Here is a 16,718-nt window from a genome sequence, read left to right on the forward strand (position 1 = left end):
AATATACTCTCATTGAAAAATATTCTTTTTAAAAACACCAACATTTCATATTCAGACACAGGAAAAGGAACGACCATTGTTCTGCTTCATGGCTTTTTAGAAAACAAAACGATGTGGAATCATTATGTTGATGCATTTTCTAAAAATTACCGTGTCGTTACTATCGATTTATTAGGTCATGGAAAAACTGAACCTCAAGGTTACGTTCATACCATGGAGGATAATGCCGATGTGGTTAATGAGGTTTTATCTCATCTTGGCATCGATAAGGCTGTTTTTGTAGGTCATTCGATGGGCGGTTATGTTGCTTTGGCTTTCGCCGAATTATATACAGAAAAGGTAGAAGGTTTGGTTTTATTAAATTCTACTTCTAAACCTGATAGTGCGGAACGAAAGTTGAACCGAAATCGAGCTATTAAGGCCGTTAAACAAAACTATGCTGCTTTTATAGGTCTTGCCATTGGGAATTTGTTTAGCGAAAACAACCGAGAAAGACTTTCCACAACTATAGAACTTGTAAAAGAGGAAGCTCTAAAAACTCCTCTTCAGGGAATAATTGCATCCTTAGAAGGAATGAAAATAAGAAAAGACAAGGAAATTATTTTGCACACTAATCTTTTCCCGATGTTATTAGTTTTAGGAGAAAAAGACCCTGTTTTAAATTACGAAGAAAGTATCTTACAAATAGAAAATACGAATGTATCTCTTGTAACTTTTCCTGACGGACATATGAGTTCGATCGAAAATGAAACGGAATTAACTACCGTTTTATTAGATTTTTTTAAAACGATTTAAATCATCTCAGAACTTAAATATCCTTTTTCTATGAGTTCGTTTTTATCTTTTAGATGATTTAGTTTTCCATCTTTAATTAAAACTAATCTTGTCGAAATACTAATTACATTTCTATAATTATGGTCTGATATTATGATTCCTTTTTTAGACGAATTCATTATAATTAATTGATTTACTTTTTCGATCATCAAAGGAGATAATCCGTTATAAGGTTCATCAAGTAATACAAATTTTGAAGAATTCTCTAACACAAGCTTTATTTCGAGATAACGCAATTCGCCTCCAGACAAATGCGAAATGTTTTTGTCGGTTAATCTCTTTATCATTTCGTCATTACAAAACGAATCAATCCTTTCTTTTGCAATCGAAAGTCGAATCGCTTTTTTGACAGAAAAATTATTTGGAATAAAATTATCCTGACTCAGATAACTTAATTCATTCATTAATTCTTTGGTCTTGGTTTTCATAACACCATCAACTCTAACAAACTTAAAATCTGCAGATATAACTCCGAAAATAATTTTAAGAAAAGTAGATTTTCCTGAACCATTTCTTCCCAAAAGCCCGATAATATCATTTGTTTCGCATTGCAAATAAACATCGGAAAGAATTATTTTATCACCAAAAGATTTTTTAATACTGTCGATTTCTAAAATATGTCTTTTCAAAATAATCTATTTATTAGATTAAAAATGAAAATTCCGGATATTAGAAAAACCAGATTAAAACACCAGGAATAAAACCAAAGTGCTCCTCTGGAAAGACCATTATTGAAATAAAATAAATATTCATTTTTAGAATTAATTTCTTTTACCGCTAAACTTATGGCAAAGCCAAAACTCACAACCGAATAATTAAAAACAAGTAGCCCTCCAAAAAGCAAAGGCAAAATACTCACAGCCAAATTAATGGCTATTGTACTTTTAAAAAACTCAAAAGTATTTCCTAACTTCTTGGTTATTGCACTCATAGTATTTTTTCTTCAAAAGGAATTGCAATATCCAATATTTCATTGAGCAATAACACGATTTGCTCCAAATAATTATGCATTATTTCATTACTAATAATCATATTAACATCCTTCTCTTCCTTAAATCCAAAAGGTAAAAATCCTGATTTTAAATTCTTAAAAGAAATAATTCCAGCTTCGATAGGTAATCCTTGAGCATTGTTTTCATACATAAAAGCATACGCCAAAACCTGAATAATTTTGTCGTTTTTTATATCTGCCGTAAGCCCATCCCAATTCTTGAGAACAACATTAGCCTTTTCGACCTTACCTGTTTTATAATCTATAATTCTAATAATTCCGTTACGTTGTTCAATCCTATCGACATTTCCTTTTATCAATACAGGAAATGGTAAACTTGGATGCGTTAATGTTCTTTCGAAAGTTTCTTCGATTGCCAAAATTTTAATCGCATCGCCATCTTTAATACTATCTAACTCAACTTTTAAGAAATTAGTAACATTACGTTTAGCAACTTCAAAAGCCAAAAGGTTACGTCCTTTTTTAATTTCTCCCTCTTTGTAAACTACTTTAAATTGTTTTAGTACTTCATCGTCTAATAATTTGAAACAATTTGCAATATCGCTCTCAGAGATAAGCTTCCCAATAAAAGGCTCGTAAAGTGCCTTTAATGTTTCGTGAATAATAGTTCCTAACGTATTTAAAGCGATATTCTCTTCTACTTCCTCGACCTCACGAATTCGTAATATTTTTTGGAAATAAAACTGAATCGGATTTCTAATGTAACTCGTTAACGCTGATGGCGAGAATCCTGCAGTTGCAATTTCTTTTAAACGTGTCATTACAGCTTCAGACTTCGGAACAACCATGGGCTGATAAGCCGTTTCTGGTAAAACTGCATTATAAATTTCCTGAGTCAAATTATGTTTTGGCTTTTTCTCTACTTCTAGTTGTGTTATAAAACGGCTTCTTTCTCCCGCATCTAACCCTTCACTTTCGGTATTATATAGCAAATAAATATTCTTGGCGCGTTGCAATAAGTGGTAAAAGTGAAATGTATAGATAGCATCTTTTTCTTTAAAAGTTGGCAAACCTAATTCGCGTTTTACATCATAAGGAATAAACGAATTCATTGATTTTCCTGCTGGAAATTTCCCTTCGTTCATAGAAGTGACAATAACAGTATCAAAATCTAAGACACGACTCTCTAAAACTCCCATTATCTGCAAACCATTTAAAGGTTCTCCTTCAAACGAAACTTCGGCAACATCAATAACCTGTTTATAAATAGCATAGAGCGTTTCTATCTTATCAATATGCTTATGTTGAGAGTAATAGTTTATTAATTTATTTATTACTTTAAAAATGGCAAAAACAAACGTCTTGGCTATTTTATCTTCTTCGCTGTCATTACTTAGGTTCTCTTTTATTACAAGTAAAAGGGTAGAAATATTATTTAAAACCGCAACTGAACCCGAATCCCATTTCTGAAAAAGCAGCAAAAATAAATCAGAAGGGTCATCATTAAGTTCAATGATTTTAGAATGAGTTATAAAAGTATAATTATTCTGATTTATCTTTTTTACCAACTCTTTTACATTTGCAAAAGGTTCGACTAACGGATGCGTTAGTATATCTAAAACATCTTTGTAATAAAAAACATAAGAAGCACCATTTCTAGACAATGCATTAGTATGCATTTTAAACAACTTTGCAATTAAAATTTGTGTTGGATTATTCTTGCTAGAATACCCCATCGTAATATTTAAAGCTCCAACTGTAGATGGCAAAGCATATAAAAGCGGAATCAATAAATTCTCATCTCCTAATACTACAGCAACTTTATCTAATGACGAACCTGGATTGTTAGTGATTATTTCTTCTATTATACTACCTGTTATTTTAGCCTGACCGATTGTTTTTGGCGTTCCAATAACTTGTATATTTTTAGACTGAGAAAAATCATCGAATATCCACTCAAAATCATTGGCTTTATAATGTTTCCAATCTTGCTTAAAACGTCGTACAAATAACCCTGCGTCATGATAAGGATCATTTAAGAATACTCTGTCGATATCCCAATAAATCTTAGCTTGATCTGAAGCAATTAAATGTTGAATGATTTTTTCTTCTGCAGCATTTAAAGCATTAAATCCTCCGAAAACAAAATGCTGTCCCGGAACTGAATTCGTAAAATGATTTATATTATTAACCGCTTCTCTATAAATTAATCCTTGATAACCGATTTGTTTATTCAACAAATGAGCATACAGCGATTCATAGTATTTAGGAAGCAACTTCCAGAAATCTATATAATTCTCTAATAACTGTGTTTTGTTTTCAACCTCTATCCCCCATTTTTTGATATCTTCAATATCATTAAGGTAAGAAAGAACGTGAGACGGATCTAACAGATAACGATCAATCTCGTTAAAATCTTGTAATAATGTTTTTGCCCAGTTTGCAAACAACTCAAATGACTGTTGGTTTTGTTTTTCTGTAACAGATAAGTAAACTTCATAAAACTCAAACAACAATTCTATAGAATCGACTGAACGCACAGAAGCTATATCTTGGATAAAGTCTTCTATACTAATTATTTTCGGGCTAATAACTGTACTAGTAATTTGTTTTTTTAGAGCTTCAATAAGAAAAATTTTAGCTCTTTTATTCGGCAACACAATTGTGGTTTCGGCCAATTTATCCGAATAGTTTTCAATAATAACCTTTGCAATCTTATCTAAAAAGTAAGTCTCTGTCATTGTATAAAAATAAAAAAAGCCATTCAATTAAGAATGGCTTTTTAAAATTATTTAGAAAAGTAAATTACAATTTACCTTCGTATTTAGAACCTACGTGTCTAATTTCTGTTCTTCTGTTTTCAGCTCTACCTTTAGCAGTTTTGTTACTTGCAACTGGTTGAGATGAACCGAATCCTTTAGCAGATAAGTTAGCTGGATTAACACCTCTAGCGATTAATGCGTTCATTACAGCATCAGCTCTTTCTTGAGATAATTTATCGTTAATTTTTGCAGAACCTGTACTATCTGTGTGTCCTTCAATGCTGAATTTAGCATTTGGATAATCTTTAAGGATTTCTTTGATAGCATCTAATCTAGCTGGAGTTTGAGCATCACCTTTTTTGAAAGTAGCTTTTCCAGTGTCAAAGAATACCGCTCTAGCTTGAACTTTAAGATCATCTAATACAGCAGTAGTTACTTCTGGACAACCTCTGTTACTAGCTGGACCAGCTACAGTAGGACAATCGTCATCTTTGTCAAGTACACCATCTTTATCAGCGTCTGGCCAAGGACATCCACCGTTTTCTTTAGGACCTGCTACAGTAGGACATTTGTCATCTTTATCAGCAATACCATCACCGTCAGCATCTGGACAACCTTTTAAAGCAGCTAAACCAAATACGTCTGGACAAGCGTCATCTTTATCAGCAACACCATCACCGTCTCTATCAGGACAACCGTTTAAAGCAGCTAAACCAAATTCAGTAGGACAAGCATCACTTGCGTCAACGATTCCGTCTCCGTCAGTATCAGGACATCCGTTGAATTGTTTTAAACCAGCAACATCTGGACAAGCATCATCTTTATCGTAGATACCATCACCGTCAGTATCTTTACCTCCAAATTTGAAAACGATACCAGCAGTGTGTTGGAAAACAGATCTGTCAGCAATTTTATTCTCGTTAGGAGAAGCAACCCATTTGTATTTTGTAGCTAACTCAAGACCAATAGCTTCAGTAAACCAGAAAGTTACTCCAGCACCTGGATTAACTGTACCAAAACTACTATCTCCGAAGAATGTGTAACCTCCACCAACAGATAACGAAGGATCGATTACTTTAGATTTGATTAATTCTTGGAAGCTATATTTAATAGTAGCATCAATTCCATAATACATCAAATCACCAGGATTAGTTACAACATTTCCTCTTGAATCATGTCCTGGAGCTGTTGGAGCAAAAGTAACTAATTTATCAATTTTGTTCACAGAACCTTGCAATCCTACAGAAAAATTACTACCTACATATCTTGATACGCTAATATAAGATACAGAAGGAAGAATATTCCAGTTGTCTTTCACTGCAAATGGCTGAGAGAAGTGTTGATCAAAGAAACCACTCCCTGCACCAGAACTTGTTCTTGTGTCAACGGCATTAACTCCAAAAGAGATCGCCCATGGATTGTTACTGTCTTGTGCGTGAGAAGTTAAACCCATCGCCATCATCACAGCAACTAAAAGTTTGTTAAGATGTTTCATACTTAATTTATTTAATTACAATTTAGTTAATTATAGACAAAAGTAATGCGTAAATTTTTAACTACAAAATGAAATGTTAAAAAAAAGCATTAAGAAGTGTAAAAAGTGGGAATTATACAACTTTTAACATTTTGCCTACTTTAACAAAAGCCGCTAAGGCTCTATCCAAATGGTCTTTAGTATGAGCCGCAGACAACTGCACTCTTATCCTTGCTTTTTCTTTAGGAACTACCGGAAAAAAGAACCCAATTACGTAAATTCCTTCCTTTAAAAGCTCATTTGCCATATTTTGCGATAATTTTGCATCATATAACATAACAGGAACGATAGCCGAATCACCATCTATTATATCAAAGCCAGCTTTCTTTAAACCTTCTTTAAAATAATTAGTATTCCACTCTAATCTATCTCTTAATACTGTATCTTTTTCTAAAAGCTCAAACACCTTTATAGAAGCCCCTACAATTGCAGGTGCTAATGAATTTGAAAACAAATATGGTCTTGATCTTTGACGTAACAACTCTATAATCTCTTTTTTGGCTGTTGTATAACCTCCCATGGCTCCACCTAAAGCTTTACCAAGTGTTCCTGTAATAATATCAACTCTACCCATTACTCCTTTTGCCTCAAGAGTACCTTTTCCTGTTGCACCAATAAATCCAGCAGCATGACACTCATCTACCATAACCATTGCATCATATTTATCTGCCAGGTCACATATTTTATCTAATGGAGCTACAAGTCCATCCATAGAAAATACACCATCCGTAACAATAATCTTAAAACGAGTTCCTGCAGCATTTGCTTTTATTAGCTGTTGCTCCAAGTCTTCCATGTTACTATTTTCATAACGATAACGAGCTGCTTTACACAAACGAACTCCATCTATAATAGAAGCATGATTTAAACTATCTGAAATAATTGCATCATTCTCTCCTAATAAAGGCTCAAAAACACCTCCATTAGCATCAAAAGCTGCTGCGTACAAAATTGTATCCTCTGTTCCGTAAAAATCAGCAATCTTTTTCTCTAATGTTTTATGAATATCTTGCGTTCCACATATAAAACGTACAGATGACATTCCGAAACCATGAGTATCCATCGCGTCCTTTGCTGCTTGAACTACTTCTGGATGCGAAGACAATCCTAAATAATTATTGGCACAAAAATTTAAAACCTTCTCTCCTGTAGAAATTGTTATTTCAGCATCTTGAGCAGAAGTTATAATTCTTTCTTTTTTAAAAATTCCGTTTTCTTCAATAGTTTGCAATTCATTCTGCAAATGCTCTTTAATTTTTCCGTACATTTTTATTTATTTAATATGTTAAATTTTAACAAGTTAGTCTGATTCTATTTTTTAACGTCTGATTAATTTTTTCACAAATTTACTACAACGATATCGGTTCCTATATACACCAATGCTTTTTTTAACACTTTGAAACCCATATTTTCAATAGCAACTTGATATTCTTCTACTTGTTGCTTGTATTTAGGATTACTCAATCCTGTTTTATAATCTAAAAGAAAAGCTTCGCCACTTGGAGTGACAACCACTCTGTCTGGCTTCAATATCTTTCCTTCTTTTTGAATTATCGTTTCTTCATTCAAAACTCTATTATTTTCCTCAAAACAAATACTGATTTCTGGATGATTTACAATTTCCTGAATTGTTTTTAAAACTATCTCTTTTTGATCAAAAGTAATTAACCCACTCTCTAATGCTTTTACAATTGCTAAATCAATATCTGATTTATATTTTACAAAAGCCAAGATTTCATGAATTACATTCCCATAAGATATCGCCTCTTGCTGATGCGTACCCCACATTAATGCTTCACGTTGCGCGATTTTAATATTCTTAGGATTTAAAACTTCAGAAACTAGCGGAATCGTTTTGGTAAATGAAGAATGCTTAGCTCCTGAGGATAATTTTTTAGAATTTCCGAATTCATATTCTAACTTACCTTCATCATAAACGCCTGCATTAATTAAATATTTTATAAAAAAAGAGGCCATATTACCCGGAAATTCTCCATCTTTTCTAGGCTTTATTTCTTGTGAAATGACATATAATTGTTCTTCAGCACGAGTTAAGGCAACATATAAAACATTTACATTATCAAGAAGTTCTTCCTGTTTTTTTGAATTAAAAACAACAGCTGCATCTTCTCCGAAACCAGCCACCGCACTACTATTATCTATTAATACTTTTGGTAACCCAAAATCTGATTCTTCTGCATTTAACCATAACTTATCTTTGGGTTTTCGACTATAATCTTCTTCTGCAAAAGGCATAATTACCACTGGAAACTCTAATCCTTTAGATTTATGAATTGTCATGATACGAACGGCATTATTCCCTTCGGGTGACGGAATACTAAATTTCCCTGCATTCTTATCCCAGTAACTTAAAAAATCGGAAATCCCCGCTTGATTCCTAATATCTCGCTCTAAAACTATATCAAGAAAATACTGAACATAGGCATTATTATATTCCAGACGCACGAATTTAGAAACGATAGTTTCTACTGCTTCATAAAGTGATTTCTTTCGGATATTTTCGAACGAAAGCGAAATATCAAATTTTTCTAACCATTTTTCAAAAGCAGCTTCATTCCTTTCGTTCATCCCTTCGGCTATAAAATCATGAACAGGTTTTTTTATATCAATATTCTTTGTCAAGAAATGCAAAAAATTAGCTTTAGCTTCTAAATCTGCGTTATTATTCAAATACTTTAATAAATGAACAATCAATCGAACTTCGGTTGCATTTTGAATCATTAAAGTTTCTGATGACAATAACGGAATGTTTTGCTCCGTGAGATAATTCGCGACAGCGATACCTTGATCTCTTTTACGAGTCAGTATAACAATATCTTTATACTCAAACCCTTCACGTAATACTTTCTGGATCGTATTTAAAGTTGCCAAAACATACAAATCTGTTTTCTCCAGAACTGCATCTTCATCAATTTGTTCATTTTTATCAATCGCAGGAAGAAACGAAATATTTACATATCCACCTTTCTTTGCATTTGTTTTTTGATAACTATGATTTTCATATAAATCTTTATAATCGGCATTTTCAAACTCTGAAGAGATTAATTTAAAAAAGCCATTATTAAATTCAATAACCTCACTATAACTACGATAATTAGTATCTAAATGTGTTATTTTCTTATCTGGATTATTAAACGGATTTAAATCCTTGCTTAACTCAATAAACTGCTCCGCTTTCCCTCCTCGCCAGCGATAAATAGATTGTTTTGGATCTCCCACAATCATCAAAGTCCCTTTTACTCCATAATCATCTTGACCTGAAAGTGCATTATCAATTAACGGAATTAAATTCTGCCATTGCATTTCGGAAGTATCCTGAAACTCATCAATAAAAAAATGACGGTACTTTTCACCTAAACGTTCATAGATAAAAGGCGCAGGTTGATTTTGAATTTCGCGATGAATAATTGCATTAAACTCAGAAATAGATAAAACATTTTGTTCATTCTGAATCTTTTCCAATTCATTACTTACTGTATTCAGTAACGAAAGAGGCGTGATGTTTTTGAGGAATGCCTTGTAAAAATCTCTTTTTTCAAAGTTCTTATAAATCTTATCCAGAATCTGAAGTAATTCAGGAATAATATTTTCTATTATAGCCTTGTCTTTGGCCGTTTTATTAATCGCAATATCATCAAACTCATGAAATGTTTTATTCTTAGGATTAAACTTTCCATCTCTAATACTTTCTAGATGATTTGGAAATGTTCCTCTTGAAAAAGATTTTAAATCAATTCCGTTCTTTTCAATTAAAGAAAGTGCATTTGTAGCAAAACCAGCATTCTCTTCTTCCAGATCTTTACATAACTCCTTTAACTTCTTTTTTATTTCGACAAACTCTCCTATTGATTTATCATGAAAATGAGTAATCTCATTTCGATTATTTTCATTTAAAATTAATCTTCCTGTATCAAGAATTTCACGAGAAACATCCCAACTTTTATCATCGTCGGTTTTCTCCATCGTAAAATCAACCAACAACTTAGTCAAAGTTTCATCTTGTCCTGCTTGTGCTATAATTGCATCTACAGCCTCAATAAGTAAATTTTCTGTATCCAGAGTTACCTCAAAAGTCATAGGTAAATTTAAATCATGCGCAAAAGCACGAATAACTTTATGAGTAAATTTATCGATTGTAGAAATATCAAAAGCAGCATAATTATGAATAATATGCTTAATGATATTTTGTGATTTTGTTTTTAGCTCAATGATTGAAAGTCCAGTTTCCCTAGCCAAATCCTCCATTAAATCTATCGCTTTCGCGGAAGGCTCTTCTTTGGCAAACTCAGATAAACTGCCTACAATACGGCTTTTCATTTCATGAACTGCCTTATTCGTAAACGTGATTGCAAGGATATTGCGATACGCATCATTTTTAGGAGCCGAAAGTATAATTTTAAGATATTCCTTAACTAAGGTATATGTCTTTCCTGAACCTGCGGATGCATCATATATAGAGAAGGAAGGTCTTTGCATTTTTTAATTTTTTCGAACTGTAAAAATAAAACATCCCGAGAACTATTCGGTTGCAAAAAACTAAAATTCTATAAAGTAAATTTATTAGTGTTTGTTAAATGCTTTTTTATTAAAAACAATTAAAATACCCACACCTGTAGAAATTGCCATATCGGCAAAATTAAAAATTGCATTAAAAAACTTAAATTGTTGTCCACCCCATACTGGTAACCAAGTTGGCAGATATCCTTCCCAAATAGGAAAATACAACATATCTACTACCTTACCATGAAACCAAGTTCCGTAATGCTCTGGAGCAAATAGTGTTGCTAGATTATTATAACTATCATCGAATATTACACCATAAAAAACAGAATCTATAATATTTCCTGCAGCTCCTGCCAAAATTAAAGAAATAGCAACAACTAGATATGTTGAGCTATGCTTTTTAATCGAATCATATAACCAGTACCCAATACCAAAAACGGCAAAAATCCTAAAAACGGTTAAAATCAATTTCCCATATTCCCCTGGAATTTTTGTTCCCCAAGCCATTCCTTCATTTTCAATAAAAAGAATCTTAAACCATTTAAAAACCTCTACCTCTTCGCCTAAAACAAAGTTGGTTTTTATGTAAATTTTAGAAACCTGATCAATAAGTAAAATAATGAAAATAAGTAAATACGCTCTTCGTAGTGACATTTTATAATTTTTTATTGGCGCAAAAGTAACAATTAAATCAAAAAAAACGCCCCCTTAAGAGCGTTAATTATTTCGTAACAAAATGTTTCATTATTATTTTCCGTTATTTCTAACTGGCTTCGATCCTTCAGAAAAAAAACTTGAGATTGAATTGAACAATCCTTTGGCTTCTTTTTTTCCTTCTGTAGCCTTCTCAATATTACTCTGTGCCTTTTTTGCTTTAGCAACATTAAGCTTAATCCTTATTTTATCAAATTCTTTTATTCTACTATCAACATCCGATTTCACATCTTTAAACTTCAACACTTTAGCCATAACGTTTTAACTTAAATTAATATTAGCTTAATCTTCTATTTCCTTCTTACAATAATACGCAAAAAATTTATATTTGTTAAATAAATTAACGAGATAATACATGATAAAGCAATGATTTTTTAATTAAATTAGCTTAATCAATTATTTTTTAACAACTCCCCAAATCTCCACACAATGAATGAAATCACTTCCTTGCTAAATGAGTTTTTAATTCAAACCAAATCAACATCAGCACTTATATCGGGTACAAAAGGAAAATTGATCACCTCTTTGCACTTAGATTATAGCGATAGTGTTGCCGCAATGAGCGACGCTATCCTATCTATGAGCGATAAATTCCTTACAGACCTGGACAAGGGACTATTAAAACAATTATACCTTAAAACTACCAATGGAGTTGCTGTGATGAATAAAATAAATAATTCTCATAGCATTATTGTTTTCTCTAATGATGGTAGTAATCTCGGGTTGTTTCTGCGCAATATCGATGAATTAGCCACTCAGCTTAACAAAATCAGTCTTTTAAAATAATTAATAACCAATAAATCCCCAAAATTATGAGCAACGACTTTTTAAATGTTTTTCTAACTGAAATGAAAACAAATGTTAATGGTTTTATAGCTGTAGCTGTAACCGAGATTGAGACAGGGTTAAGTTATGGCAATATAAGCATCGATTCGGCATTTGATCCTGAATTAGCTTCCGCATATAACCTTGAGGTTGTTAAAGCTAAATTAAGCGCTGTAAAAGCCTTAAATTTAAAACAAGACATCGAGGACATCTTGATCACTCTTACCAACCAAATTCACATTATTGACATTTCGCCAAATAATAAGTTCATGGTTTATTTAGTCGCAGACTCAACAAAAGCCAATCTAGGAATGACAAGAGCTGTTTTAAGAAAATACAAAACTGATTTAGAAAAAAATCTAGCGTAACAGCATTACTTTCTTAATTAACAACTGTCTTTTTAAAGATAGTTGTTAATTAAATATCATAACTAATATTTTTCAACTTCTTCTCTTATATCCTAAAATAATTCTTTACGATTTATTACAAAACAAAAAACGCTCCTTAAATAGGAGCGCTTTGTTTTTATTTGAACATTATCGTTGCAAATTTTTAGCTTCAATACTCATTGTAGCATGAGGAACTATTTTTAATCTTTCTTTTCCGATTAACTTTCCTGTTACTTTGCAAACACCGTATGTTTTGTTTTCTACACGGAATAGCGCATTCTTTAAATCTCGAATAAACTTTTCTTGTCTGATAGCTAACTGTGAGTTTGCTTCTTTGGACATAGTTTCGCTTCCTTCTTCAAATGCTTTAAATGTTGGTGATGTATCATCTGTACCATTATTTAAGTCATTCATGTAAGCACTTTTAATCAAGTCTAAATCTGCTTGCGCTTTTTGTATTTTGCTCAAAATGATCTCTTTGAATTCAGCTAAATCAGCGTCAGAGTATCTTGTAATTTCATCTACCATTTTTATATTATTTTGAAATTAATATCATTGTTCTAATATCATCAAATTCAATTTCTATGCCGCTTTCTAATTCGTCTAAGAAAACCAAACTATCTGTTAATGTTTCAGACTTAATATAGTCTTCATTTTTAAGAATTGCAGTTTCTAATATACCGCTTTTCTTTATTTGTACCTTTATCTTATCGGTTACTTCAAATCCTGAATCTTTACGGATGTTCTGAATTCTATTTACCAACTCTCTTGCGATACCCTCATTTTTTAGCTCTTCCGTGATTGTAATATCAAGCGCAACTGTTATTCCGTTTGAATTTGCAACCAACCAACCTTCGATGTCTTGCGATGTAATTTCGACATCTTCTAATGATAAAGTTACATTATTTCCTGCAATAACAATATCTAACGAGCCTTCCTTATCTAACTGGCTGATTTGCTGCGCCGTAAAAGACCGTATCTCCTTGGAAATCAATCCCATATCCTTACCAAATCGAGGTCCTAATGCTTTAAAATTAGGCTTAATTTGCTTTACTAAAATACCAGAAGCATCATCTAAAAGAACGATTTCTTTCACGTTAACTTCGGCTTTTACAAGCTCCGAAACTGCCTCAATTTCACTACGTTGATTGTCGTCAAGTACTGGAATCATTACCTTTTGCAATGGTTGACGTACCTTAATCATTTCCTTCTTACGAAGTGACAAAACAAGTGATGAGATAGTTTGCGCTTTCTGCATTTTGCTTTCTAACGTTTTATTAACAAAGTTTTCAACGTATTTTGGAAACTCTGCCAAATGTACACTGTCATAATTTTCTGACTGTGTCGAAGTTGTTAAGTCTCTGTAAAGCTTATCCATAAAAAATGGAGCAATTGGAGCACTTAGTTTACTTATAGTTAACAAACACGTATAAAGTGTTTGATATGCTGCTATTTTATCATGTGCATACTCGCCTTTCCAGAAACGACGACGACATAAACGAACATACCAATTACTTAAATTCTCTTGTACAAAGTCTGAAATTGCACGAGCTGCTCTTGTTGGCTCATAATCGGCATAAAAGCTATCTACTTCTTTGATAAGAGTATTTAATTCAGAAATAATCCATTGATCAATTTCTGGTCTTTCGTTTAACGGAATTTCTGCTTCTGCATATTTAAACCCATCGATGTTTGCATACAACGAAAAGAATGAATAGGTATTATATAATGTTCCGAAGAACTTACGACGAACCTCAGCAATTCCCTCAATATCAAATTTCAAATTATCCCACGGATTTGCATTCGAAATCATGTACCAACGTGTTGCATCTGGACCAAATTCTTCTAGTGTTTTAAATGGATCTGTTGCATTACCCAAACGTTTAGACATTTTTTGTCCGTTTTTATCCAAAACTAATCCGTTTGAAACAACATTTTTATAAGCTACTTTATCAAAAACTAATGTTCCGATTGCATGTAGTGTATAAAACCATCCACGAGTTTGATCTACTCCTTCGGCAATAAAATCGGCTGGAAAATCTTTATTTCCATCAATTTTATCTTTATTCTCAAAAGGATAGTGCCATTGCGCATAAGGCATTGCACCAGAGTCAAACCAAACATCAATTAAATCAGCTTCGCGCTGCATTGGTTTTCCTGTTGGAGAAACCAAAGTAATCTTATCTACTATATTTTTATGTAAATCGATTAAATCATAATTACTTTCGCTCATGTTTCCGATTTCAAAACCTTTAAAAGGATTTTCTTTTTGAAAACCAGCTACTATAGATTTTTCGATTTCATTATATAATTCTTCAACTGAACCAATTAAAACTTCTTCTTGTTTATCGTCAGTTCTCCATATTGGTAATGGAATCCCCCAATAACGAGAGCGCGATAAGTTCCAATCATTAGCATTTTTTAACCAATTCCCGAAACGTCCTTCTCCAGTTGCTTTTGGCTTCCAGTTGATAGTTTCGTTAAGATCAAACATTCTATCTCTTACATCTGTGATTTTTACAAACCATGAATCTAGTGGATAGTATAATAAAGGTTCATCAGTTCTCCAGCTATGTGGATAACTGTGTACATATTTCTCTACCTTAAATGCTTTATTTTCTTCTTTAAGACGAATGGCTATTTCTACATCAACAGAACGTTCTGGCGCTGTACCTTCGTCATAATATTCATTTTTTACATATTTCCCAGCGTATTCACCCACATGCGAAGTGAATTTCCCTTGTAAATCTACCAAAGGAACTGGATTCCCATTTTCATCCAATACTAACATTGGCGGAACTTCTGGCTTAGCTTCTTTTGCTACTTTAGCATCATCTGCTCCAAATGTAGGTGCGGTATGCACAATTCCTGTTCCGTCTTCGGTAGTTACAAAATCTCCTGAGATTACTCTAAAAGCATTCTCTGGATTTTGATATGGTAAAACGAAAGGTAATAATTGTTCATAACGAATATCAACTAAATCTAAACCTTTTGCTTCGGTTAAGATTTGGTATGGGATTTTTTTATCTCCTGCTGCAAAATTTTCAAAGTCAGCAGCTTCACTACTTTCGAAGAAACCTTTACTGAATTGTTTTCCAACTAAATTCTTAGCTAGAATTACATTAATAGGCTCAAACGTATATTGATTAAAAGTTTTTACTAAAACATAATCGATTTTTGGCCCAACTGTTAATGCTGTATTACTAGGCAATGTCCAAGGAGTTGTCGTCCAAGCCAAAATATGAATATCTCCAAATCCCTGAAGGAAACTTGGCAATGTTTCTGTAGTTGCTTTAAATTGAGCTACAACAGTTGTATCTGTTACATCTCTGTAACTTCCTGGTTGGTTTACTTCATGCGAAGATAATCCCGTTCCTGCTTTTGGAGAATATGGTTGTATTGTATACCCTTTGTACATCAAACCTTTATCATAGATTTGTTTTAAAAGCCACCAAACCGACTCCATGTACTTTGGTTTATACGTTACATATGGATCTTCCATATCTACCCAATATCCCATTTTTTCGGTTAGGTCATTCCATACGTCGGTATAACGCATTACGGTTTTTTTACACGCCTCGTTATATTCTTCGATAGAAATTGTTTTACCAATATCTTCTTTTGTAATTCCTAGTTCTTTTTCGGTACCTAACTCTACAGGCAATCCGTGAGTATCCCACCCTGCTTTACGTTTTACCTGAAAACCTTTTTGAGTTTTATATCTGCAAAAAATATCTTTAATAGCACGCGCCATCACGTGGTGAATTCCTGGTAATCCATTTGCCGAAGGTGGACCTTCAAAAAATACGTAAGGCACTGCACCTTCGCGAGTAGTTACACTCTTTTCAAATATATTTTCTTTCTTCCAAAAGTCAAGTACTTCAGACGCTACAGTAGGCAAGTCAAGTCCTTTGTATTCAGTAAATTTTGTGCTCATTTTATCCTTTTCTTAAATCGAAGTGCGAAAGTAAGGAATTTTGATTTTTTTAGCCACCAATTCACTAATTAAATTTGTTAATACATTTATAATTCCGCATTTATCAAAAAATAGTTATTGATTTAAGCAGAAATATTTCCTCAAAAACCGAAAACCCTAGGGATTCAATCTTCAAGAAAATATTTCTTAATGTGTCTGAAAATAAAAATACAACACCCTTTTTATTACAAAAAAGAGCCTTTATTAA

Annotated in this window: 13 protein-coding genes; 3 read left to right on the forward strand and 10 right to left on the reverse strand. The window is 32.7% G+C overall.

What is annotated here, in order from left to right; translation table 11 throughout:
• Window positions 1-12: 12 nt before the first annotated feature.
• Window positions 13-795, forward strand: a complete 783-nt coding sequence (locus tag IW20_RS00895) for an alpha/beta fold hydrolase (RefSeq protein WP_035617785.1) — start codon at window positions 13-15, stop codon at window positions 793-795.
• Here the strand turns inward: IW20_RS00895 and IW20_RS00900 are convergent.
• The 8 genes from IW20_RS00900 to IW20_RS00935 all read right to left on the reverse strand — a co-directional run bounded on the left by IW20_RS00900 (window position 792) and on the right by IW20_RS00935 (window position 11,575).
• Window positions 792-1,463 carry an ATP-binding cassette domain-containing protein gene (locus tag IW20_RS00900; RefSeq protein WP_035617589.1) on the reverse strand — a complete coding sequence of 224 codons (672 nt, stop codon included), beginning with the start codon at window positions 1,461-1,463 and terminating at the stop codon, window positions 792-794. The genes IW20_RS00895 and IW20_RS00900 overlap by 4 nt on opposite strands.
• Window positions 1,460-1,765: a hypothetical protein gene (locus IW20_RS00905; protein WP_035617591.1), complete on the reverse strand. Its 306-nt coding sequence runs from the start codon at window positions 1,763-1,765 to the stop codon at window positions 1,460-1,462. Before IW20_RS00905 ends, IW20_RS00900 begins: the two co-directional genes overlap by 4 nt.
• The gene (locus IW20_RS00910) at window positions 1,762-4,527 is read right to left on the reverse strand and encodes a PD-(D/E)XK nuclease family protein (protein WP_035617594.1); all 2,766 of its coding nucleotides are present in this window, start codon (window positions 4,525-4,527) and stop codon (window positions 1,762-1,764) included. The genes IW20_RS00905 and IW20_RS00910 overlap by 4 nt, the downstream gene beginning before the upstream one ends.
• Before the next feature lie 64 nt (window positions 4,528-4,591).
• On the reverse strand, window positions 4,592-6,043 hold the full coding sequence (locus IW20_RS00915; RefSeq protein ID WP_035617597.1) for an OmpA family protein: 1,452 nt from the start codon (window positions 6,041-6,043) through the stop codon (window positions 4,592-4,594).
• A 112-nt stretch (window positions 6,044-6,155) separates the two neighbouring features.
• Entirely contained in the window at window positions 6,156-7,349 is a 1,194-nt protein-coding gene (gene kbl, locus IW20_RS00920; RefSeq protein WP_035617599.1) for a glycine C-acetyltransferase, read from the reverse strand.
• Between the two features lie 71 nt (window positions 7,350-7,420).
• The gene (locus tag IW20_RS00925; protein ID WP_035617601.1) at window positions 7,421-10,579 is read right to left on the reverse strand and encodes a UvrD-helicase domain-containing protein; all 3,159 of its coding nucleotides are present in this window, start codon (window positions 10,577-10,579) and stop codon (window positions 7,421-7,423) included.
• Window positions 10,580-10,663: 84 nt separating this feature from the next.
• Window positions 10,664-11,260, reverse strand: coding sequence for a lipoprotein signal peptidase (locus tag IW20_RS00930; RefSeq protein WP_035617603.1), 597 nt, complete (start codon window positions 11,258-11,260; stop codon window positions 10,664-10,666).
• A 93-nt stretch (window positions 11,261-11,353) separates the two neighbouring features.
• On the reverse strand, window positions 11,354-11,575 hold the full coding sequence (locus IW20_RS00935) for a hypothetical protein (RefSeq protein ID WP_035617605.1): 222 nt from the start codon (window positions 11,573-11,575) through the stop codon (window positions 11,354-11,356).
• A 174-nt stretch (window positions 11,576-11,749) separates the two neighbouring features.
• On the opposite strand from IW20_RS00935, the gene IW20_RS00940 reads away from it, so the two are divergent.
• Together IW20_RS00940 and IW20_RS00945 are read left to right on the forward strand one after the other, a co-directional pair.
• Window positions 11,750-12,106, forward strand: a complete 357-nt coding sequence (locus IW20_RS00940; RefSeq protein WP_035617607.1) for a roadblock/LC7 domain-containing protein — start codon at window positions 11,750-11,752, stop codon at window positions 12,104-12,106.
• 26 nt (window positions 12,107-12,132) lie between these two features.
• Window positions 12,133-12,513, forward strand: coding sequence for a hypothetical protein (locus tag IW20_RS00945; protein WP_035617609.1), 381 nt, complete (start codon window positions 12,133-12,135; stop codon window positions 12,511-12,513).
• 168 nt (window positions 12,514-12,681) lie between these two features.
• Here IW20_RS00945 and IW20_RS00950 read toward each other — a convergent pair whose 3' ends face one another.
• Together IW20_RS00950 and ileS are read right to left on the reverse strand one after the other, a co-directional pair.
• Window positions 12,682-13,062 (reverse strand): TraR/DksA family transcriptional regulator, encoded by a 381-nt coding sequence (locus IW20_RS00950; protein WP_081912418.1) that lies wholly within the window; start codon window positions 13,060-13,062, stop codon window positions 12,682-12,684.
• Between the two features lie 7 nt (window positions 13,063-13,069).
• Window positions 13,070-16,471 (reverse strand): isoleucine--tRNA ligase, encoded by a 3,402-nt coding sequence (gene ileS / locus IW20_RS00955; protein ID WP_035617615.1) that lies wholly within the window; start codon window positions 16,469-16,471, stop codon window positions 13,070-13,072.
• Between the last annotated feature and the right edge of the window lie 247 nt (window positions 16,472-16,718).

The organism is Flavobacterium hydatis, from assembly GCF_000737695.1.
Classification (GTDB): Bacteria; Bacteroidota; Bacteroidia; order Flavobacteriales; family Flavobacteriaceae; genus Flavobacterium; species Flavobacterium hydatis.